Origin of the sequence: Pseudomonas sp. 22515 (assembly GCF_052044625.1) — a bacterium.
Taxonomy (GTDB): domain Bacteria; phylum Pseudomonadota; class Gammaproteobacteria; order Pseudomonadales; family Pseudomonadaceae; genus Aquipseudomonas; species Aquipseudomonas alloputida.
The window spans coordinates 40,249-61,596 of sequence record NZ_JBQENN010000010.1 but is presented as its reverse complement, the minus strand read 5'-3'; the positions used below and the strand labels follow the sequence as shown (position 1 = coordinate 61,596).

Annotated in this window: 16 protein-coding genes; 10 read left to right on the top strand and 6 right to left on the bottom strand. The window is 58.8% G+C overall.

Annotation, left to right across the window (positions count from 1 at the left end):
- Positions 1 to 51 precede the first annotated feature (51 nt).
- The 3 genes from dddP (at position 52) to ACTJJN_RS11500 (ending at position 3,716) form a co-directional block, all read left to right on the top strand.
- Complete coding sequence (dddP, locus tag ACTJJN_RS11510; protein ID WP_256596923.1) at positions 52 to 1,395, top strand: dimethylsulfonioproprionate lyase DddP; 1,344 nt, start codon at positions 52 to 54, stop codon at positions 1,393 to 1,395.
- A gap of 38 nt (positions 1,396 to 1,433) precedes the next feature.
- Positions 1,434 to 2,636: a formaldehyde dehydrogenase, glutathione-independent gene (fdhA, locus tag ACTJJN_RS11505; RefSeq protein ID WP_207268647.1), complete on the top strand. Its 1,203-nt coding sequence runs from the start codon at positions 1,434 to 1,436 to the stop codon at positions 2,634 to 2,636.
- 162 nt (positions 2,637 to 2,798) lie between these two features.
- Positions 2,799 to 3,716, top strand: coding sequence for an ornithine cyclodeaminase family protein (locus ACTJJN_RS11500; protein ID WP_102689141.1), 918 nt, complete (start codon positions 2,799 to 2,801; stop codon positions 3,714 to 3,716).
- A gap of 35 nt (positions 3,717 to 3,751) precedes the next feature.
- On the opposite strand, the gene ACTJJN_RS11495 is transcribed toward ACTJJN_RS11500, so the two are convergent.
- Entirely contained in the window at positions 3,752 to 4,666 is a 915-nt protein-coding gene (locus ACTJJN_RS11495; protein ID WP_102689140.1) for a DMT family transporter, read from the bottom strand.
- A gap of 94 nt (positions 4,667 to 4,760) precedes the next feature.
- Here ACTJJN_RS11495 and ACTJJN_RS11490 point away from each other — a divergent pair, with 94 nt between their 5' ends.
- From ACTJJN_RS11490 to ACTJJN_RS11470, 5 genes are all read left to right on the top strand, one after another.
- Positions 4,761 to 5,618, top strand: coding sequence for a LysR family transcriptional regulator (locus tag ACTJJN_RS11490; protein WP_102689139.1), 858 nt, complete (start codon positions 4,761 to 4,763; stop codon positions 5,616 to 5,618).
- Positions 5,619 to 5,828: 210 nt separating this feature from the next.
- Positions 5,829 to 7,199, top strand: coding sequence for an MFS transporter (locus ACTJJN_RS11485; protein WP_102689138.1), 1,371 nt, complete (start codon positions 5,829 to 5,831; stop codon positions 7,197 to 7,199).
- Between the two features lie 41 nt (positions 7,200 to 7,240).
- Positions 7,241 to 8,212 carry a LysR family transcriptional regulator gene (locus tag ACTJJN_RS11480; RefSeq protein WP_102689137.1) on the top strand — a complete coding sequence of 324 codons (972 nt, stop codon included), beginning with the start codon at positions 7,241 to 7,243 and terminating at the stop codon, positions 8,210 to 8,212.
- 2 nt (positions 8,213 to 8,214) lie between these two features.
- Positions 8,215 to 9,627 (top strand): aspartate ammonia-lyase, encoded by a 1,413-nt coding sequence (locus ACTJJN_RS11475; RefSeq protein ID WP_078459383.1) that lies wholly within the window; start codon positions 8,215 to 8,217, stop codon positions 9,625 to 9,627.
- Positions 9,628 to 9,689: 62 nt separating this feature from the next.
- Entirely contained in the window at positions 9,690 to 10,172 is a 483-nt protein-coding gene (locus ACTJJN_RS11470; RefSeq protein WP_158248156.1) for a prolyl-tRNA synthetase associated domain-containing protein, read from the top strand.
- Between the two features lie 97 nt (positions 10,173 to 10,269).
- On the opposite strand, the gene ACTJJN_RS11465 is transcribed toward ACTJJN_RS11470, so the two are convergent.
- On the bottom strand, positions 10,270 to 11,037 hold the full coding sequence (locus ACTJJN_RS11465; RefSeq protein ID WP_078459385.1) for an IclR family transcriptional regulator: 768 nt from the start codon (positions 11,035 to 11,037) through the stop codon (positions 10,270 to 10,272).
- A gap of 301 nt (positions 11,038 to 11,338) precedes the next feature.
- Here ACTJJN_RS11465 and ACTJJN_RS11460 point away from each other — a divergent pair, with 301 nt between their 5' ends.
- Together ACTJJN_RS11460 and ACTJJN_RS11455 are read left to right on the top strand one after the other, a co-directional pair.
- Entirely contained in the window at positions 11,339 to 12,220 is an 882-nt protein-coding gene (locus tag ACTJJN_RS11460) for an efflux RND transporter periplasmic adaptor subunit (RefSeq protein ID WP_078459387.1), read from the top strand.
- Entirely contained in the window at positions 12,217 to 13,950 is a 1,734-nt protein-coding gene (locus tag ACTJJN_RS11455; RefSeq protein WP_102689136.1) for an FUSC family protein, read from the top strand. Before ACTJJN_RS11460 ends, ACTJJN_RS11455 begins: the two co-directional genes overlap by 4 nt.
- 395 nt (positions 13,951 to 14,345) lie before the next feature.
- Here the strand turns inward: ACTJJN_RS11455 and ACTJJN_RS11450 are convergent, their stop codons facing one another.
- From ACTJJN_RS11450 to ACTJJN_RS11435, 4 genes are all read right to left on the bottom strand, one after another.
- Positions 14,346 to 15,515 carry a hypothetical protein gene (locus ACTJJN_RS11450; protein ID WP_102689135.1) on the bottom strand — a complete coding sequence of 390 codons (1,170 nt, stop codon included), beginning with the start codon at positions 15,513 to 15,515 and terminating at the stop codon, positions 14,346 to 14,348.
- A gap of 173 nt (positions 15,516 to 15,688) precedes the next feature.
- Entirely contained in the window at positions 15,689 to 17,464 is a 1,776-nt protein-coding gene (locus tag ACTJJN_RS11445; protein WP_102689134.1) for a hydantoinase B/oxoprolinase family protein, read from the bottom strand.
- Positions 17,465 to 17,480: 16 nt separating this feature from the next.
- On the bottom strand, positions 17,481 to 19,508 hold the full coding sequence (locus tag ACTJJN_RS11440) for a hydantoinase/oxoprolinase family protein (protein WP_102689133.1): 2,028 nt from the start codon (positions 19,506 to 19,508) through the stop codon (positions 17,481 to 17,483).
- A gap of 251 nt (positions 19,509 to 19,759) precedes the next feature.
- Positions 19,760 to 21,232, bottom strand: coding sequence for a PucR family transcriptional regulator (locus ACTJJN_RS11435; protein ID WP_102689132.1), 1,473 nt, complete (start codon positions 21,230 to 21,232; stop codon positions 19,760 to 19,762).
- Between the last annotated feature and the right edge of the window lie 116 nt (positions 21,233 to 21,348).

Sequence of the window (21,348 nt, the reverse complement as noted above, 5' to 3'; positions counted from 1 at the left end):
CGCTGCGCTCTGAAGAGCGCGGCGCAACACGGCTAAGGCTGGATACTCATGATGAATTCGCCGTTCTCAATCCCCTCGGCAGCCAGAAAGATCGATCCTGCAAGACAGCGCGCAGCAGCGTTGAAACGCGATGGGTCTGAAGATAACAACGATCGCGTCGAAATCGGCCCCACCCCGCTGGCTTTCTCAGAATGGGAAACCCTCGGGCTTGTACCGCCGAACCTGCCCGCCATGCGTGAATATCGCTTGCGTCGATTGCAGGCACAGTTGGTGGCCCGCGACCTTGCGGGTGTCCTTCTGTTCGACCCGCTCAATATCCGCTATGCCACCGACACCACGAACATGCAGTTATGGACGACGCACAACCCAGCGCGTGCCTGCTTTGTCGCAGCCAGTGGCCACGTTGTTCTATGGGATTTTCACGGGTGTGCGCATCTCTCTGCCCACCTGCCACTGGTGAGCGAGCTGCGTAGTGGTGCGTCATTTTTCTATTTTGAAACCGGGGAGCATACCGAACATCACGCTCGCCGTTTCGCTGCCCAGATTGACGAGCTGCTGCGCCAGCATGCGGGCGGGAATCGTCGGCTTGCGGTGGATCGTATCGAGGTCGCCGGTCTGCGCGCTCTGGATGCACTTGGCGTCGAGGTTCAGAGCGGGCAAGAGGTGACCGAATTCGCTCGTGTCATCAAGGGCCCCGACGAGATTCTGGCCATGCGCTGTGCAGTGGCTTCTTGCGAAGCTTCTATTGCTGAAATGCGTCAGGTCATGCGCGCAGGTGTCACCGAGAATGATGTCTGGGCCGCGCTGCACGCGGGGAATATCCGGCGAGGAGGGGAGTGGATCGAAACGCGCATCCTCAGTTCAGGGCCACGTACCAACCCTTGGTATCAAGAGTCCGGTCCCCGGGTTCTGAGTGAGGGTGATCTGCTCTCATTCGATACCGATCTGATTGGTGTCTACGGTTACTGCGTGGACATGTCCCGCAGTTGGATCTGCGGAGACAGTGAGCCCACGGCAGAACAAAAGCGCCTTTACCGCATTGCCCATGAGCACATCACCTCGAACACGCAGATGGTCCGGCCAGGCATGAGCTTCGCGGAGCTTACCGCCAAGGGGCATCGTTTGCCTGAATCATGCCGCCAGCAGCGCTACGGCGTGATGTTTCATGGGGTTGGGCTTTGCGACGAATACCCGTGCATACGCTACCCGGAGGACTTTGAGTCGCATGGTTACGCCGGCGTGCTCGAGCCGGGGATGGCACTCTGCGTCGAGGCCTACATCGGTGAGGTGGGCGGGCGTGATGGCATCAAGCTCGAGAATCAGCTGCTGGTCACCGAGACTGGCTGTGAGGTGCTGACTCGATACCCCTTCGAAGACAGCTTCCTCAGAGACTGAGTTCGTTGGGCTGGTAGTTTTACAAAGGAGAAGCAGTAATGAGTGCAAACAATAGAGGCGTCGTGTACCTGGGCGCAGGCAAAGTTGAAGTCCAGCACATCGACTATCCGAAAATGCAGGACCCGCGCGGCAAGAAGATCGAACACGGCGTCATTCTGAAAGTGGTGTCGACCAACATCTGCGGCTCGGACCAGCACATGGTCCGCGGCCGCACCACTGCCCAGATCGGCCTGGTGCTGGGGCACGAGATTACCGGTGAGATCGTCGAAAAGGGCAGCGATGTCGAGCGCATGCAGATCGGCGACCTGGTGTCGGTGCCGTTCAACGTAGCCTGCGGCCGTTGCCGCTCCTGCAAGGAAATGCACACCGGTGTCTGCCTCACCGTTAACCCGGATCGCCCGGGTGGTGCTTATGGGTACGTCGACATGGGCGACTGGACGGGCGGCCAGGCTGAGTATGTGCTGGTGCCGTACGCCGACTTCAACCTGCTCAAATTGCCAGAGCGCGACAAGGCCATGGAAAAGATCCGTGACCTGACCTGTCTGTCCGACATTCTGCCGACCGGTTACCACGGCGCCGTCACAGCGGGCGTCGGCCCAGGCAGCACTGTCTACGTTGCCGGTGCCGGCCCGGTCGGCCTGGCTGCAGCTGCTTCGGCGCGCCTGCTGGGCGCTGCCTGTGTGATCGTTGGCGACCTGAATCCGCTGCGCCTGGCGCATGCCAAGGCACAAGGATTCGAAGTGGTCGACCTGACCAAGGACACCCCATTGCACGAACAGATCGCCGACATTCTGGGCGAACCAGAAGTAGACTGCGCGATCGACGCGGTAGGTTTCGAAGCGCGCGGCCATGGTCACGAAGGCGCTAAACAGGAAGCGCCAGCTACCGTGCTCAACTCGCTCATGCAGGTGACCCGTGTAGCAGGCAAGATTGGTATTCCGGGCCTCTACGTGACAGAGGACCCGGGCGCGCACGATGCGGCTGCAAAGTTGGGTGCCTTGAGCATCCGCTTCGGCCTGGGCTGGGCAAAATCGCACAGCTTCCACACCGGCCAGACGCCTACGATGAAGTACAACCGCCAGCTGATGCAGGCGATCATGTGGGACCGCATCAACATTGCCGAAGTAGTCGGTGTACAGGTGATCAGCCTGGATCAAGCACCTGAAGGCTACGGTGAGTTCGATGCGGGCGTGCCCAAGAAATTTGTAATCGACCCCCACAAGATGTTCAGCGCGGCTTGATCAGGCAGGCGAGCTAACCGCTGCATCGAAGCGCGGTGGCAGAGCGAGGCCACAGCGTTCGTTGTACAGGTTGGTGCATTGCAGCGAATGAACGCCGTGGCCACTGGGCCGCGGCGTTTACATTTGTGCAGCCGTTTAGTACCGACAATGAGATTTTGAACGATGCGAATTTATGATGCTGAAACCATCGCCTCCTTTTTGGACTGGGGGAGGGTGATACAAGCACTTCACGATGCACATCTGGGCCCGCGTCCACAGGGAGAAAGTTTTTTCATCGGAAATAGCGGCTACGGACTGTTGAGTCGAGGTGTGGTTCTTCCCGGTTACGGTGCAGGGTTGAAGGTGTGCTCCATCACCCCTTCCAATAGCCAGCTGCAGCCGCCATTGCCGGTGGAACAAGCCCGTTTTCTGGTCATAGATGAGCAGAGTAAAGCAATCGTTGCGTTAATGGATGGCCCTGAAATCACCCGGTGGAAGACCGCCGGCGATTCCGCCCTTGCGGCTTCTTTCCTGAGCAGAGTGGATAGCCGCACGCTGCTTGTGGTCGGGGCTGGCCCTATCGCCCGGGCACTGTGCGAGGCCTACTTGCATGTGCGGCCCTCGATCAGACAGGTTCTGCTTTGGAATCGATCCCCCGAAAAGTGGCGGGCGGCGGTTCCCACATTTGGCGATGACGTGTTGGTGGAGGTAGTGACTGACCTGCCGGCAGCGATCGCAAAGGCGGACATCATTACTTGTGCCACAAGCGCCTCGGAGCCGGTAATTCCTGGCGCCTTGGTTCGTCCCGGCACGCATGTGGACCTGGTTGGAGGCTTTCGCGAGGAGATGCGGGAAGCCGATGATGACCTGTTCATCAATGCTCGTGTGTACGTAGACGATTTTACGACCGCGCAGGTTAGCGGCGATATTTGCGGGCCGAGGAAAACGGGCATTTTGCGAAGAATAGAGGGTGATCTGTACGATCTTTGCCGCCCGGAACCTTTGCTCCGAGCGGCAGAAGAGATCACGGTCTACAAGAACGCCGGCGGTGCGCATCTGGACCTTGTTGTCGCACAGACGGTGCGTAGCTTGCACCGTTGAGCCCTCACGCCCTGATGCGGGAGCTGCAGCGGCCTTCAAGACCGCCCCAGGCCCCTGCGTTCGGGCTCACTGCGAATCACCATGGACACGCCTACCGCCGACACACACAATCCGAGGATGATTGACCAGGAAAAGGGCTCTCCAAAGCTGATCCATGCCCAGATGATCGTCACCGCAGGACTGAAATACAGTACGCTGGCGACCCGGGTCGGCGATGATCGCTGGAGGCATATCCAGTAAAGCCCATAACCGCCAAGGGTCGACAACAGTGCGGTCCATATCACACTTGCCGCAAAACCCGTTGAGGCCACGGGCGCAACGCCTGTATCAAAGCTACATGCCACCCCGAAGCACAGCGTGGCCACGAAGCACTGTATCCACAAGGTCGCAAGCATGCTCACCCGCTTTGCTTTCGGGGCGGTTTTTTGCCAGACGCTGGCCACGGCTAACGAAAGCATCCCCAGGAGCGGGAGCCCATAGGCCCATAGCGGCGCGTTTCCGATCCCAAGCACTTCTTGCGTGACAATGATCACGCCCACCAGACCAATGCCCAAGCCGGCCCAGGCTCTGGCCGAGAGTTGCTGTTGCCCTAAACCGATAGCTATGACCGCCGTCCCGATGGGTAACAGATCTGCTATCAGGGCGGCTAGCCCAGCAGGCACACCCAGTGCGATCCCTTGAATCACGCCGCCCAGATAGCCGGTCATGGCCAGAAAACCGATCGAGGCCTGTTTTCCCAGGAGGGGCAGGGGTGTGCGCCGTAATTCGCGCCAGACCCAAGGCGTCAGCACGGCTGCCACTACCAGGCAGCGCCAGAACACGACCAGAAACGCCGGCGCGTGATCGATGGAATACCTCGCTCCGATGAATCCCGAGCTCCAGGTGACGACCATGGCTGCTTCTAACAGGGGAAGCGGGAGAAGCATGGGTGAAGCGACACGGGCCAGCATGCGGGAATCTCCAGAATGAAAACTTGACCCTACGCAGTGCTGGTCATTTAATAAAACGAATTCTTGTGATGCAGTAGTTTAAAGGTGATCAACCATGAGCTCGACACTGGATATCGCGCTACTCAGAACATTCCATACCGTTGCGCACCTCAGGCAATTCAAGTCCACTGCCCAACAGCTTCACAAAAGCCCGGCCGCGATAAGCGTGCAGATCCAGAGACTTGAGCAGGCGGTCGGAGGCCGGCTGCTTGACCGTGATAATCAAGGGGTGGCATTGACGCCGTTGGGACGTCGCTTGCTGGCCAATACTCGCGAATTGCTCTCTGTGCATGACCGGACTGTCAATGAGCTGAAGGTGGCGCCAGCGGCTGGAAGAATTCAGCTTGGGGTGCCCGACGAGTACGTCGTGCATGTCATGCAGGACATACTCCCGGCTTTTATCGCGGCCTGGCCTCAAGTGACGCTGGAGATCAGCACGGCGCCCAGCTTCACGCTTCTGCAAGCGGTAAACGAAGACCGCCTGGACGTAGCGATCATTGCTCACCCGTCAGGACGCCTTCCAGGTGGCCACCTGCTTCAGGCAACCAGTCCCGTTTGGGTGGGGGCCTTTGAAGGCCTGGAATTCTATGCGCAACCGATACCTGTCGCTTTGTATGCCTCCCCATGTCCTTATCGAGAGGCCATGATAGATGCGCTGGATGGCGCCAGCTTGTCCTGGCGGCCCGTCCTGGATACGCCGTCAGGTGCAGCAGTCAAGGCGTGTGTCGAGAGCGGGATTGGCGTCAGCGTAATCGACCGCGCTCGGCTCACGCCAGGCATGTTCATCATGCATGAGCTTCCGGCACTTCCCATCCATCATATTTGCCTGATCAACAACCCCAGAGCGCGTATGGCTGACCGGGCTGCGATCGAACTGCTTATCGCCTCGATCCGGCAAAAATTCAAACTGTGAAGCGGACCGCCCGGCAGTTCCAACGTGCGCCAAAGAACCTGTCGCGGTTTTCGCTTTCATCACAATTACAGATTCCGGTAGTCAGTATCAGGAATCCTGATAGAGCGAACGCATATGCTGTTTCTGTAATTTCACAGGCGTAGACTCGGAGCCACGCCGGATTACAACCGGCACAAAAGACAAGTACAAAAATGTCATCTGGAGTCACGCATGAACACTCAAGTTTCGGTCGAAGACCTGCCCCTTAGCCGCTTCCATGTAAGAACGGTATTAAGTGGGACAGGTGGACAGTTCAGTGACGGGTTCGTATTAGGGATTATCGGCATTGCCGTCAGCATGGCAGCTGGCCCCCTCCAATTGAATGCGCTTTGGATGGGCTTGCTAGGTGCAGCCTCCCTAGCAGGTCTCTTTATTGGTAGCCTGGTTGCAGGCCCCCTGGCAGATAAATTCGGACGCCGAAAAATCTTCGCCTGGGATATGTTGCTGTTCGCTGCCATCTCCGCCTCACAATTTTTCGTCACCTCTCCCGAACAATTGCTGGTTCTACGCCTGTTGCTTGGGCTGGTGCTCGGTTTCGATTACGTGGTCAGCAAGTCCTTGGTCACGGAGTTCGCTCCACGGCGCTACCGCGGACGACTGCTGAGCGTTCTTGCCGCAGCATGGGCGGCAGGTTACGTCGCCGCATATCTTATCGGTTTCGTCCTGCGTGATCTTGGGCCAGACGCCTGGCGCATCATGCTCGCTGTCAGCGGCATCCCTGCATTGCTGATCCTGCCACTGCGAATGGGCGTGCCTGAATCTCCCATCTGGCTGATGGCCCGTGGTCGCAAAGAAGAAGCCCTGGCGATAATCCGCGATAAATTCGGCCCCAACGTTTACCTGCCGGTCCCGAGCGCGACTCCCAAGAAAACCGAGGGTGCCTGGGCCGAGCTGTTCAGCAAGCGGTGGCGGAAAAACACCATTGTCGGCTGCGTCTTCTACACCTGCCAGGTCATTCCGTTCTTTGCGCTGGGGACCTTCGCGCCGCGTGTTCTCGAGGCCCTCAACGTCCAGGACAAGTTCGTCGGTGGGCTGGTCTACAACGTGTTGCTGATGATCGGTGCATTGCTTGGCCTGATGATCATCGACCGAATTTCCCGCCGCGCATTCCTGGTTGGTACCTTCTACCTGAGTGCAATAGGCCTTGCCGTCCTGGCCTTTGCCGGGTTCGGTCCGGTTGGCACCATTATCGCCTTCGGCTTCTTCGCCTGTGTACTGGCTGCAGCCGTCAACCTGGAATTCGTTTACCCGCCGGAACTGTTCCCCACTCACCTGCGCGCCTCGGGTATCGGCATGGCCGTAGCGGCAAGCCGATTCGGTTCTGCTTTTGCTACCTTCCTGTTGCCTATCGCCGTACAGGACCTCGGTATCCACGTCGCACTGGGTGTGTGTGTCGCTGTCTTGCTGATCGGTGGTGTGGTGTGCCATCTGTTTGCGCCGGAGACCAGTAAAGAGCAGTTGTCTGCCGTCACGACCGATACCCATGGGGCGTTGCCGCCTGAGGCCTGCGCAGTGCCTCCTGCCGGGCGCAAGATCGGCTGACACCAGCTTGACCGACTCACGATCCTGAACGAGTAGAGCCTATGCCGACCGACAAGCTTATCGACATGTACGCCGTGCAAGTTTTCATTGCGGTTGCAGAGACGGGAAGCATGTCGGGCGCGGCGGTGCGTCTCGGGATCTCCCAGTCTGGTGTTTCGCAAATGGTCAGGCAGTTGGAAGAGGAGCTGGGCGTCATCTTGATCAACCGCACGACGCGGCCAATGACGCTTACCCCCTTTGGCATGGCGCTGAAGAACAGAGGATCCTTGCTCAGCGAAGAGCTCTCTCACCTCAAGGCACAGGTGCTGGATGCCGGTCGCGGTGTGAAACCGGACCTTCGGATCGGTTTGGTGGATTCCTTCGCCGCCACCTGCGGCTCGGTTTTCACCAAGCAGCTTTTGGGCAAGGTGTCTCAACTGTCGATTCGAACCGGCTTGAGCCCTCAGCAGGGTGAATCGCTACTGCGCAGGGATCTGGATCTGATCGTGACCAGCGACCCGCTCATGGATGCGAACGTGGAGCGGTATCGAATCCTGTCGGAGCGATACTTCGTGATCACGCCTAAAGATAACCGGCCAGCGATGACCTCCATGGAAGAGCTCCGGGCGCTGGCCAATGTTCTACCCGTAGTACGTTTCAACAGAGCCTCTCAGGTGGGTCTTCAGATTGAGCGGCATTTGCGTGGCCTGGATATCCGCGTGCCCAATCGTCTGGAACTCGACAATGCCGATGCGCTGACCTCGATGGTCGCTGAAGGCATAGGTTGGGCGGTGACCAGCCCGATCTGTTTTTTGCAGGCCGCCCATTGGGTGAACGATGTTGCAGTTCATCTCACACCCGATCTGGGACTGCAGCGCTCGCTGTACCTCGTAGCCCGCCGCGATGAATACAGCTCTTTTTTTGCTGATGCATGTGAAATTGCTCATGACGTTGTGCTCAACACCTTTTTGCCCCGCCTAACCGCACTGGGGTGTGGTGTTGAAACACTGATAAATATTGCCGAGGTTAAATAGCCGTGAACACCTTTGATAGCGTGAAAGAACGTCTGGAACGTGACTATGTGGGTGAAGTCCAGATTCCTGGGGACAAATTGTATGGCGTCAATTCGCTGCGTGGCTACGAGAACTTGACCGTTTCGCCACTGACGGTTGCCCACTACCCGGAGTTCCGCAATGCGTTTGCCCAAGTCAAATGGGCAGCTGCCCTGGCCAACCTGGACTGTGGAGTATTGACCAACGCTCAATGTGATGCGATCGCCCAGGCGTGCCAGGATGTGATTGCGGGCAATTGTGACAGCTCTCTTATCGTTGACTTGCTGGAAGGGTCAGGCGGCACGTCCACCAACATGAACTTCAACGAAGTAATCGCCAACCGCGCCCAGCAGTTGCTTGGACACGAAGCGGGCTCGTACGAAGTCGTGCACCCCAACGATCATGTGAACTGCTCGCAGTCCACCAACGACGTGTACCCGGCGGCCTTGAAGATCGCCACCCACGCCATGCTGGGTGGGCTGATCGCAGAAGTCGGGCTGCTGGCTGCCGAGTTCGATCGCAAGGCGCTGCAGTTTGCTGACATCCTGCACCTGGGTCGCACCTGTCTGCAGGACGCCCAGCCGATGCGGCTGGGTCAACTGTTTTCCGGCTACGCTTCGCTGACCCACCGCCTGGCCGACGAACTGGCCGGGGTTCGGAGCAAACTGCATACGCTGCCCCTGGGCGGTACCGCGATCGGTACGGGCTTCGGCGCGCCGGCCGCTTATCGAGCTTCGGTGTATCAACATTTGGCCGCCATCACTGGTGTGGCCTACAAGGCGCCATCGAACTCCTTTGATGCCATGCAGAACATGGATGTCTTCTCGCGGGTATCGGGTGAGTTGCGTACTTGTTCCGCTTCCATCGCCAAGATCGCGGCTGATCTCACCGTGCTCTCCTCGGGACCGGTTGCCGGATTGGGTGAGGTTAAGTTGCCGGAAGCCCAGGCTGGCTCGTCGATCATGCCTGGCAAGGTCAACCCGGTCTTGCCGATGTCCATGATCCAACTGAGCTTTGCTGTGATTGGCAACGATACCGCCGTCGCTCAAGCAGTTCAGTACGGTGAGCTCGAGATCAACCACTTCGAGCCGGTCGTGTCTTCTCGGGTGTTTGACAGCATTACGCTGCTGACCAAGGGCATCCGGCAATTCCGGGAAAAGTGCATTGTTGGCTTGACTGCGGATGCGGAGCGAAATAAAGCGCACCTCACCCAGTCCATGGCTGTCGCCACTGCTTTGGTGCCCAAACTTGGGTATGCGAAGGTGAGTAAACTGGCCCGCCAATCGGTGAGCGAAGGGCGGTCGTTGCTCGCAATCATGGAAGAGACAGGTGTAATGAGCGAGGCGGAAGCAATCGCGGCCATTGAAAAAGCATCGCGACCAGTCTTCGACGTCTGACGGTACGACAACTTGCAAGATACGTGCTACGTGTCTTGCAGGTTTTAATGAGAGTAAATGTGGTGAATGCGGCTGAATTGCTGGCAGAAATGAAGTCCATGGGGTTGGCGTTTGCTGTCCAAAGACATGCTGCCGTCCTGACCATGGCTGAATCAGGCGAACTGGAGCTAATGCTTCAGGGGGAGCGCTGCAAGAATCTGCTGTTGCGCGATAAAACCGGGCAGCTTTTTCTGGTCATGACCCTTGCTGACAAGGCCATAGATCTCAAGACGCTTCGGGCGTCACTCGGCTCTGCTCGGCTTTCCATGGCGAGCCACGATCAGATGTTCGAGACGCTCGGCGTCAAGACCGGTGCGTTGAGCCCTCTGGCATTGGTCAACGACACCCAGCGCGCAGTCAAGCTGGTTATCGACAGTGAGCTCCAGCTAAGCCCTGGGCTTTTGCTGCATCCGCTCGATAACTCCATGAGTGTCCAGCTTTCTACCCACGCCCTGGGCAATTTTTTGTCTGAGCTGGGGTATGCCCCCGCTTGGACGCCGCTGTAGGCATAGCGCTGTGAATGCAAAAAGCGAAGCCATGGGTTGGCTTCGCTTTTTTGTGCCTACAGATATGAGCTGAGTGCTTCAGTCACAAGCGTCATGGCTAGCGCTCATGTCCAATCTCGCTGGCCAGCCCTGCCTTGCACGCCAAAAGTGCATCGGTGTACCGGTTCGGCTCTCGTTCAAAGCGGAACGTCGGGATCGGCATAGAGATGGCGAAGCAGCCAAGCACCGTATCCAGAGCGACCGCAGTGGTGGTGATGCCTTCCATCAATTCGCCATGATCACAGGAAAAGCCCAGCTGGCGGATGCCATCCAGCTGTTGAAATATCTGGTCATCGAGCGGGTCACTTGCCGCATCTGCACTGACCATCATGCTCCGGATCTTCTCGTCATCTTCAAGTGCCAATAGCGCACGTCCCGCTGATGTTCCATGCAGTGGCAAATCGAGCAGCCCCAGCCTGGGCATGACCTGCAGTTCACGATCAGCCACCACGCGATGTTCCACCAGCAGCCGAAGCCCGTCCGCACAAGACAGTACAGCAGTCTCCTGGACGCTGCCGCTGAGCTTTTGAAGCCACGGGTGGACAATCGTGATGCGGTCGGCATGCGCGTGGGTTACGAGCCTCAGCAGGCCAGCACCCAGGCGGATACCGCCTGCGCCCTCGCTTCGGATCATGCCTTCCTCTTCCAGCGCGCCCACAATCCGCTGCACCGTGGAGCGCGGGAAACCAACCTGCTGAGCGATTTCTCCAAGACTCAGCCCGTCGGGCCTTTTGCCTAGCAAATTTAATATCTTGGCTGCACGCGCAATCACTTGGATACCGCCGCCACGTTCGTCGCTGGTGCCTGCCTGATTCGATGGTTCCATGCTCACCTCCCAGTTTCCGGTCACTGTACCACATTGTGGTACGCATTTTTTCGCGATACAGTGACCACATTGTGATACAGATCATGAGGTGGGGTGTGCTCCGGGAGTTTTCATTTGCAGGGCTGTTGGTAAGCCCGATGGTGGTATGTGTGCTTATCGCGGCGTTGCTCACGGCCATGACGCTTCGGCTGATCCCAGGGCGGCTGGAAATGCTGTTCCAGGTCAGACCTGCCTGGTTAGGGCTCGCGATTTTCACAGGCTATACCGCCGCGGCTTTATCCATTCTGGATGGGGGTTTGAAATGAGCGGTGTGGTACGCGTTTCGATGACCTTGCTGATCGCCGCCGCTACGATTGTTGCTGGCTCCTGGGTATGGAACCACTATCGATATTCGCCGTGGACTCGGGATGGGCGCGTGCGTGCAGACATCGTGGTGGTCGCCCCTGACGTTGCCGGCTGGGTAACCCGGTTAAGTGTTCGGGATAACCAGGCGGTCAGGAAGGGCGACCTCTTGTTCGTGATTGATCCTGCCCGGTATCTGGCAGCCTTGAACGAAGCAAAAGCGAAGATGGAGCATGCGAAACATGCCTGGCAACTAGCCGCCGGCCAGGAGCGTAGGCGAGTTCCGCTCGCCAGAATCAACGCTATCAGCGCCGAGGATTTGGACAATGCCCGCTCCCAGGTACTGCTCGCCAAATCCGAATATGAAATGACCAAGGCGCAGTGGGACAAAGCTCGGATCAATCTCGCGCGCACCCGAGTCACCGCCCCGGCAGATGGCACCATCACCAATATCCGGCTGCAGGAGGGCAATTACGTGACGCAGGGTGGCCCGGCATTCTCCTTGATCAAAGATGGCTCGTTCTACGTGACCGCGTACTTTGAAGAGACCAAGTTGCCCAGCATCAGCGAAGGGGACATGGCTGATATCGCGCTGATGAGCGGTGGGCCGATCTTGTCAGGGCGGGTCACGAGCATCGCCAAGGGCGTCGCCAACACGAACACCCAATCCGACCCCATGTTGCTGCCGCAAGTGCAGCAGGCATTCAACTGGGTTCGGCTGGCGCAACGTATACCCGTGGATATCCGGCTCGAGACCGTGCCGCGTGAAATACGCTTGAGTGCGGGCATGAACGTCTCAGTGAGACTCGTACCTGCTCATGGCGCGGTCGCTGGCCGATGAGAACCGTGCTCATACATTACCTGCAGCCGAACTTGCGCAGCGTTCTCTTTGCGCTGAAAGGGGTGTCTGCGGTCGCATTGGCGCTCGCTGTCTCCATGGGCCTGGATCTGGACAAGCCGTTCTGGGCGATGGTCGCCTCGATGATGCTACAGGCGCGCCCCGAAACCGGCCTCGTGATCGAAAAGGCGTTGTGCTTGATCCTTGGCTCGACACTGGGCGCAGCTGTGGCCATATTTATCCTGGATAACTTCATGCCTTATCCGACGCTGGCCATTGGTGCGTTGGCTGTCTGCGTTGCCTTCACTTCAGCGCTGGCTTCAACCGAGCGTCATGTCAATTTCATCTTTGGGCTCGCACTTGTTTCGGTGACGGCCATCCTGATCGTCATGTTCGCGATAGCCGATCCCGCGACCACTAGCAGCGGGTCAATATTCCTGGTGGTCAGAGCGAGGCTGACCGAGGTGATCGTAGGCGCAAGTTGCGCAACGCTTTCGAGCCTGTTCCTGTTTCCTTGGCGGGTTGAGATGCTGGTCAAAGGTCATGCAAAACGGCTGCAGGCTTTGAGCATGGGTTACATCGAACTGCTGCTGCAGCCAGAGCCAGATCGTGCAGCGCTTCACCAGCAGCGTCTGGGCATGATCGCCCTGGTCACCACGATCAACGATGAATCGAACGCCGGTCGCTACGAGCGGGCCAACACCATTCGCGCTGCTCTGTATATGGCGAACGCTGCCCTGACAGTGATCGCCTGTGGCCAGACAGTTGAGGGATGGTTCAGGCAGAACAAAGCGAGCTGGGTAGGCTTGCTGGCTGCGCACAACACAGATCAAGGTGTACAGCATTCCCCGCTGCAGCTTCTGGCTGAGCTAAGCCAAAGATCCTCTAAGATCCAGGTGGATGACCTCGACGCCGCGTTTCAGGAGTTGGCTAGGGCCAGTGCGTTGATGTCTGCAGCAGATGAAACCTTGGAGAAGAATGAACATTTCCATGAGCCTGGTCCACGCCTGAAAAGGCACAGGGACTGGCGGACCGCCGGAACATCAGCGCTGCGCAATGCAGTGGTGTTTCTTGCCGTAGCTTACGTATGGATCCTGTCCGATGGCGCCCCAGCGTTGATCATGATGATGGTACTGCCCACTCTTTTCTCGCAAATGTTCGGCGCTGCACCGGCACCGGCGATGATGGTTCGTAAACTGATAGTAGGGGTAGCCCTCGCGGTACCGGTGGCAACCTTTTTGGTGCTGGGAACGGTTGCCCAAGGCCCTGATCATTTTGCAGCTTTAATCATGATTCTGGCTTGCCCCCTGTTTCTTGGCCTGATGGCGATGACGTCGCCTGCCTTAACGCCGTATGGACTGGGCTTTTGCCTGACGCTGGCGGTGTCGACCCAGCCTAGCAACTACATGACGTTTGCAGTTGATCAAGCTGTTACGACCGGCATCGGTGTCATAGCGGGTCTCGGCGTCCTCTTCATTGCGTTCGCCCTCACAGGACCCCCCAAAGGCGTTGCGTTACAGAGGCGGGTAATCCAGGCGTTGGCTGCCGACTTGACCTTCATGAAGGCGACAGGAAAGCCGGTAGCGTGGTTCAACCGGCGTGTGGTTGAACGACTCGCTTACCTACACGGTTATGCACCCGATACCGTCGAGGGGCGAGAGCTCACCGTGCACGGCTTGGCTCTGCTTGAGAAAGGGCATCGCTTGACAAGGAATCGTTCAGCTAGTGGCTGAAGCCAGCCGGGATAAGTCCCTGGCTGACAAGCCCGCCTTCTGTGGCCCTAACCCAGATGCGCAGGCATATTGGACGGGCTGTGCGATCAATCGGGGCGGACCGGGTATTTGCCCCAGCATACCAATCGTAGATCCGGTCACTTCCTTGGCCTGCAAAATGAGTCCAGAATTGAGGCTATCCCCGTTTCAGGGATAGCTGAAAAGCCTTAGTTTTCAACGGCTCGGAAGGCGGATGCGAGTCTCGTTTCCATCCTTTAACTCAGTTCAGCCAGCACCTTGCCTTTGTCAGGTTGTTTTGCAACCTGACAGTGCATAGCGAGCTCATTCCTCCATCAGTTGTTTTCGTTTTTCCAGCAGATCACCTCGTCGATACGCTGCTTCAGTCGCATTACTCTTCAGAAGTAATAACCCACGTTGCTGTAGACCTGATTTTCCCACCGATTGCTGCCGCCGCTACCCAGGCTCTGGGTAAAATCACTCCCGCCGATGTACGGGTCATTGCGACCATGCAGCCATTCCAGCGCCACAAAGAGCCGCCCCAGGTTGAACGAACTGCCGAGAATGGCTCGCTGTGAATTGCTGAATTGCCCCTCGTCCTTGTCGAACAGGCTGTAGTTGGCATATACCTTGACCTTCGACAGCCAGCCGAAGCGTGAGGCTAGTTCATAGCTGACGTCCGCCAAGTACAGGTTGCCCTTGGCGGCGACATTGAACGTGGCATCGAAGCCGCCAAAACTCACCAATGTGTCGGTCCCCATGTTCTTCGGAGTCATTCGCTGGCGCGCAGCCATTGCCTGGAAACCGAGCGGGCCCCTTTGGGCTTTGAGGTGCAGTGCCGTGGCCAGGCGCTGGCCGTCGCGGTTGGTGTCGTTGTTGTGCAAGTTCGAGGACAGCATCGACACGCCGAGCTCACCCTGCCAGTCGCCAACGCTGTAGCGACGGGCAATACGCCCGACGAGGATGTCGCGCTCTTCGTTGTCGCTGCCTTGCGCCACATAGCTGTCGGCCGAGGCCACGCTGGTGCCGTAGGTGCGGCCGCCGCGGCTGGTGCCGTGACCCTGTTGCGCGGTGACCGGGTAGTAGGCCGCGCTCAGATCCCAATCATCGAACTGGCCGAGGTACTTGATGCCGATGTCCTGGGTATCCTCCAGGCCGACCACGTTGCCGAGGGTCTCGAAGAAGGTATTGCCAAAGTACCGGCCCAGGCCGAAGGGGATGTCGGTCAGGCCAAGCTGGACCTGATGCGCAGGGGAAAACCTGTAGCCCACCCAGGCATGCTCGAAGAAGGCGATATCACCGATGTCATTGGTGTACTGAAAAGGGTAGGCATTGCCGTAGAAGCGATATTGTACCGAGCCGATCCAGTGCTCCGAGTCGTAATCGGCACGCAGGATAAGCGTGTCGAAATCGAACCTGGAAATATCCCGGTCCGGGTCGATATCGAGCCGGCCGCGGATTGCACCGCCGATGTCCAGGTGCTCGGTCACCGGCACGGCCGCGGCCTGTTTTGGTTGATCTAGGAGGGCGAGCAACATCAGCGCGAACGCATAGCGTTGAATCTTCATGAATCGCTCCGGAATTATTGTTTTAAGGGCGACGAGGAGAGAATTGCAGACGTGACTGGACACAGTGGCGCCCGGGCGACGCGCCAGGCGAGCCCATTACCACTGTGCATAGGACTGATTTGGAGACCTGCCCCGGGGCCATGCGTCCCGGGGCAGGTGAGGGCAAGCGCTGCTTAGCCTCTCAAGGCCGAGGTGGCTGCCTCGTCGACCTGCAGCGTGAGCGGGTCGATGACCACGCCGTAGTCACGCTTGGCGGCTTCGATGCTGATGTATTCGTCGAGTACGTCTTCCAGCACTTCAGTCACGGTGCGCTGGCGTGGATTGCCCCAGCCACCGCCACCTGTGCTTTCGAACATGAACACATCGCCTGCTTTGAACTTGTGCGAGGCCAGTAGTGGGCTGGACCACGAGCCGTCGCTGGCCAGGCCACCAATGACCCGAACGTCGCCGTTGGCATGGATATGACTGGCACGCTGTACAGCGCTGGGCAGGCCGCCCGAAGCGCCGGGGCTGCCTTCGAGGGTACGCGAGGTTTCCATGCCCAGTTCGCCGCCGCCAAGGAAGCGTACCTTGAAGGTAGCCCCTAAGCCGCCACGGTGGCGACCGGCACCTGACGAATCGCCTCGCAGCTCGAAGGCCTCGTAGGCGATGGGGAAGAACAGCTCGGCGGTCTCGGCCGGCATGTTCATGCAATTGCCCAGCGGGTCCATGGTGACGCTCATGCCGTCGGCATATGGGGTGCCGCCCCAGCCACCGGCCGGCAGGTCGGAGAACACGTCGGTCTTACCGTCGGGCGAGGTGCAGCTGGCGACGAACCAGTTGCATTCCGAGCATGTGGAACCGGTGATTTTCTCGGGGATGGCCTTGGCCAGGGCCTGCCAGATGGCGCTGGTGATCTTCGACGAGGTCAGCGTGGTGCAGCCGATGGTCGGCGCCGGCCATTGTGCGTTCAGCCAGCAGCCCTCAGGCAGCACGACCTCGATCGGGTTGAACATGCCTTGGTTCTGCGGCGCATCGGGCGCCAGAAAGAACTGCAGTGAATACAGCGCGGCAGAAATGGTGTTGGCTCGCGGCGAGTTGATCGCGCCCTGACAGATGGGGTCGGTACCGGCGAAGTCGACCTTGATCGAGGTGTCCTGGATCTCCAGGGTGACCTTGAGCTTGACCCGCTGGTCGCTGATACCATCGGTGTCGGCGTAGTCCTCGGCCTCGTAGACACCGTTGGGGATCTTGCGGATCGACTCACGGATCATGCGCTCGGTGTAGGCCTGGATCTTCTTCATGGCCTTCTTCACCGTTTCGGCGCCATAGCGCTCGCAGGCCCGTTGCAGCTCCTGTTCGGCGCCCAGCAGCGCGCCCAGGTGCGCCTGCAGGTCGCCCTTGATGAAGTGTGGAGTGCGTGAGTTGTTGAGGATGATCGCCAGCAGGTCGTCGTTGAGCTTGCCGCCCGAGTAGATCTTCAGCGGTGGCAGGCGCAGGCCCTCGGCCGCGATGTGGGTGCTGAACGCCTGGCCGCCGGCACCGCCGCCGCCCAGGTCCATCCAGTGGCCGCGGCTGACGCCGTAGCCAATGAGTTCCTGCTTGTAGAAGATCGGCTTGATGAAGGAAATATCGTTGATGTGGGTGCCGCCACGATAGGGGTCGTTGACCACCATCACGTCGCCTTCATGCACGTTCTCGCGGCCAATGGTCTTCACCGCTTCCTCGGCACTGAACTTCATCGCCGCCAGGTGCACTGGGCAGTTGGCCGCCTGGCTCAGCAGTTGCAGGTCGGCGTCGTAGATGGCGTTGGAGAAGTCCAGCATGTCCGCCAGGATCGGCGAGAACGAAGAACGTTGCAGCACGGTCGCCATGCGGTCGCTTGCGTACTCGAAGATGCTGCGCATCACCTCGAAGGTGATCGGGTCGATGTCGTTGTCGACGTCATGACCGATGATTTGCTTGCTCATAGTGGGCTCCTTATTTTTATTTTTCGATGTCGATGACCAAGGCGCCCATCGCATTCACATGCGCTTGGGTGTTCGGCGGCATCACGGTGCAGGCGTGCTCGTACTCGATGATTGCCGGCCCCTGGATGCGGTGCTGGGTGCCCAAAGCTTCGCCGTCGTAGACCTTGCACTGCGTCCACTGGCCATCGAAGTACACGTCGCGCACGGTCTTGACTGCATCGCCGTCGGTGGCGTTGACCAGGTCGACCGGGGGCGGCGAGTCCATGCGGCCGATGGCGGTGACGCCGAAGGAGACGAACGCCGGGGCGAAGTCGTCGGAGCTGACGCCGAACTCCTGCTTGTGTGCGGCATGGAACGCCTGCTCGATGCCCGGCAGGCAGGCGGCGGTCAGTTCGCCAGCGGGGATCGGCGTGTCCACTTCATAGGACTGGCCGACATAGCGCATTTGTGCGGTGCGGATCAGTTCGATATCGTTGTCGTCGTCGATGCCCTGTTCGCGCAGCACGGCCTTGGCCTTGGTTTCCAGCTCGGCGATCATTTCGTTGATCTTGCCGAGGTCGGCTTCTTTCACCGGCGAGTAATAGAACCGCTCGAGGTCCTGACGCAGGTTCATTGCCGTGGCGCCGAAGGCCGAAGCGACACCGGCATAGGGTGGCACTATGACCTTGGGGATGTTCATCGACTTGGCCACGATGCAAGCATGCAGCGCACCCGCTCCACCGAAGCTGGCGAATACGAAGTCGCGTGGGTCACGGCCCCGGGCGACGAGGATTTTCTTCACGGCCTGGGCCATATATTCGCAGCCGATGCGGATCATGCCTTCGGCGGTCTCCAGCGGCGACAGACCGATTTGCTTGGCCAGTTGGGTCATGGCCTTGTCCGCGGCCTCGATGTCGAGGTCGAACTTGCCACCCAGGGTTGGTTCCAGGCGCCCCAGTAGCAGGTTGGCATCGGTGATGGTCGGTTGCGTGCCGCCACGGCCGTAGCACACAGGCCCAGGCTCGGAGCCGGCGCTTTTCGGGCCGACGCGTAGCGAGCCCCCCTGATCCACCCAGCCGATCGAGCCGCCACCGGAGCCGACGCTGTGGATGTCGAGCATCGGCACCACGATCGGCACTTCCCATTCCAGTTCATGGTCACGGGTGATTAGGCCCTTGCCATGCTCGACGATGGACACGTCGAAGCTGGTACCGCCGACATCGGTGTGCAGGATCTTGTCGAAGCCGCTGAGTTCGCAGAGGTAGGCCGCATAGGCGACACCGCCTGCCGGGCCGGACTCGAGCATGTCTTCCGGGTGCAGCCGCGCCAGCTCGGCGGACATCACGCCGCCGCTGCTCTTGAGAATCAGCAGCTTGCCGGTGAACTGGTGCTGGCGCAGGCGCGCCTCCAGGTCGTCCATGTACTTGACCATCACCGGCATGCAGGCTGCGCGCACAGCGGTAGTGGTAAAACGCCCGTGCTCGCGGAACACCGGGCGCGTTTCCCCGGAAAGCACCACATGCACGTCAGGGCAATGCTCGAGCAGGATGTCGCGCATCTGCTCTTCGTGGCGGGTGCTGGCATAGGAATTGATGAAGCCGATGCCGACCGACTTGATGCCCGATGCCTTGATCTTCTGCGCGACCTCGTGGGCTATGGTGATATCCAGTGTGCGCTCGGTCTCGCCGCGCACGTTGGTGCGCTCGGGGACGGTATAGCGGAAGCGCCGCTTGATGATGGGTTTGGGCTTGGTCTGGTACGGATCGTATAGATGTTCACGGTGCTGTCGACCGATCTCCAGAGTGTCGCGGAACCCTTCGGTGGTGATGAAGGCCGCATCGGGGTAACTACGCTCGATCAAGGCATTGGTCGCGGTGGTGGTGCCATGCATCAGATGGGAGATGTCGGCGATTGCTATGCCGGCCTTGTCGATGGCTTCCAGTACCGCGATCGAGCGGTCTTGCTTGGTGGTGAGCACCTTGGCTGTCACCTGTTTACCCGAGATTTCCTCCCAGGCGAATAGGTCGGTAAAGGTACCACCCACGTCTACGCCTACTCTCCACATACGATGTTTCTCCGCGCTTGTTGTTTTTGGAATGCTTCAGAACCACATCCCTAGATTCTTCCTCCGCAAACGCAGGCTCAATCAGTCAGAAACAATAAAATCGCAGGGCGTCCCATACGTTCGTATGAGGTGAGTTGGATACGTTATCGCGAGTCGGTGGAAAAGCAGCCTGCGTACTACAGCGCGACTGGATTTCCTGCAACGTTTTCAATTAGCAAAACCGGTGATGCGTTCATGCTCGAATACAAGAACTACTGTTCGATTCCCGCAATTTGGGCGCTTCGTAGTGCTATCCAAAGCGCTGTGACGTCTTCGGTGGATTCGAGAGAGCGTCCTGTAATTTCCTCAATACGTCGAATTCGATAAACCAGCGTCTGCTTGTGAATATTCAAACGCTGAGCCGCTTTCTGCCAAGAGCGATTGTCTTCCAGGAAAACACGCAAGGTGTGCTCGAAACGAGCGCCCTGTTGCTTGTCGTAGTCGGCCAAGTGGCCCAGAACCAGACGATGGACACGCGCGGCCTCGTCAAGGCTGCTGGGTAACCATGACTGTTCGTCGCGGGCTTGAGCGTAGGCCACCAAAGGCCTTGTGGGCCCGCAGTGTGCCAGGGCCAAGCGGGCTTCACGCAAGGCCTCAGGCGCTCTCAATGCGCGACCCAAAGCATTGCTCTGTCCAAGGTTGCATCCCAGTTCTGCTTGAATCTGCCTAGCTGTATCTTCCAGGGAAAACAGGGTGATCAACTCGTCCCCCTGCAGGCGAATCGCGATTCTGGTGTTCAACCGAGCCAGGCGCCGTAGCCAAGCGCTTTGCTCGTCACCGCCTACCTTGGTGATTGCGATAAAAGTCTGCTCAACCGCGCAATCGAAATGAGTCAGGCGCTCCTGCGCTGATCGTTCGGTAATGCGCTGCTGCAGCAGGTCGTCGAGTAATTCCGAGCCTAGACGCAACAAGCGTTGGTGCTCGGCCTGGAGGCGTTCCAGTTCCATGCTCAGCACCCCAACGAGATGGTGCAGAAGTCCATAGTCCAGGAATTCGCCACCGATACCCAACAGGTGGCAGTGCTGCATCGATGGGAGGCCGATAGTGAGCGCTTCTGTCTCTCCATTGCTGCAACGTGATGCCGATGCAGGCAGTTCACGCTTTTCGAGTGCCACACACCAGCTTTCTGGTAGGGCAGGGAGGTCGTCTTGCCAAGGTTGCAATGTCCTGGCATCGAACAGATACAACTGGGCGTGAACGTCTTTGGACAGTCGTATCAGCAGGTCCGCAAGCCCCAATCCTTGCAGCCCCAGACGAGCGCTTTCGTACATCCTGCTAACGGCTTGGCGCCGTTGGTATTCAGCCTCTTTACTGGCGTCCAGGATGGCACGTGTAACAGCCGAGAACGGCACCGAGTAAAAGGTCATCATCACCGGCAACCCGAGCCGTTCGGCCTCCACCTGCAACGCTGTCAGGTCTGCCGGCGCTTGCATGTTCTCACCGATCATGACGCCGGCCAGGCGTGCCTTGGCCAAGCGCTGGACATACAGTTTCTGCGCTTCGGGCTCCACAGGAATGCCGATACCGGTTGTCATCAGCAGATCGCCTTCGCCAAGCCACTCCGTGGGATCCATGAGTTCACAGACATGTGCCCAGCGAACGGCTCGATCGACACCGGCAGCACCTGCCAGTAAGCGAGTTTGCAAGGAAGTGTTGTCGAGAATGTCCTGAACGCAGTACGTCATTTTGACCGGGTACTCATTTTGTATTTGTTCGAAAGAACAGGTATGCCACTGTTTCTCACAACTGCCAAGTTATGGCATCAGGTAGCGAAACGCTTTGGTTGGGACAAGTATTGAAA

Excerpts from the sequence above, each read along its gene's own strand:
- ACTJJN_RS11500 (WP_102689141.1), top strand. The coding sequence starts at position 2,799 with ATGCGAATTTATGATGCTGAAACCATCGCCTCCTTTTTGGACTGGGGG.
- ACTJJN_RS11435 (WP_102689132.1), bottom strand. The coding sequence starts at position 21,232 with ATGACGTACTGCGTTCAGGACATTCTCGACAACACTTCCTTGCAAACT.
- dddP (WP_256596923.1), top strand. The coding sequence starts at position 52 with ATGAATTCGCCGTTCTCAATCCCCTCGGCAGCCAGAAAGATCGATCCT.
- ACTJJN_RS11455 (WP_102689136.1), top strand. The coding sequence starts at position 12,217 with ATGAGAACCGTGCTCATACATTACCTGCAGCCGAACTTGCGCAGCGTT.
- ACTJJN_RS11465 (WP_078459385.1), bottom strand. The coding sequence starts at position 11,037 with ATGGAACCATCGAATCAGGCAGGCACCAGCGACGAACGTGGCGGCGGT.
- ACTJJN_RS11485 (WP_102689138.1), top strand. The coding sequence starts at position 5,829 with ATGAACACTCAAGTTTCGGTCGAAGACCTGCCCCTTAGCCGCTTCCAT.
- ACTJJN_RS11490 (WP_102689139.1), top strand. The coding sequence starts at position 4,761 with ATGAGCTCGACACTGGATATCGCGCTACTCAGAACATTCCATACCGTT.
- ACTJJN_RS11480 (WP_102689137.1), top strand. The coding sequence starts at position 7,241 with ATGCCGACCGACAAGCTTATCGACATGTACGCCGTGCAAGTTTTCATT.
- ACTJJN_RS11440 (WP_102689133.1), bottom strand. The coding sequence starts at position 19,508 with ATGTGGAGAGTAGGCGTAGACGTGGGTGGTACCTTTACCGACCTATTC.
- ACTJJN_RS11495 (WP_102689140.1), bottom strand. The coding sequence starts at position 4,666 with ATGCTGGCCCGTGTCGCTTCACCCATGCTTCTCCCGCTTCCCCTGTTA.
- ACTJJN_RS11445 (WP_102689134.1), bottom strand. The coding sequence starts at position 17,464 with ATGAGCAAGCAAATCATCGGTCATGACGTCGACAACGACATCGACCCG.
- fdhA (WP_207268647.1), top strand. The coding sequence starts at position 1,434 with ATGAGTGCAAACAATAGAGGCGTCGTGTACCTGGGCGCAGGCAAAGTT.
- ACTJJN_RS11460 (WP_078459387.1), top strand. The coding sequence starts at position 11,339 with ATGAGCGGTGTGGTACGCGTTTCGATGACCTTGCTGATCGCCGCCGCT.
- ACTJJN_RS11450 (WP_102689135.1), bottom strand. The coding sequence starts at position 15,515 with ATGAAGATTCAACGCTATGCGTTCGCGCTGATGTTGCTCGCCCTCCTA.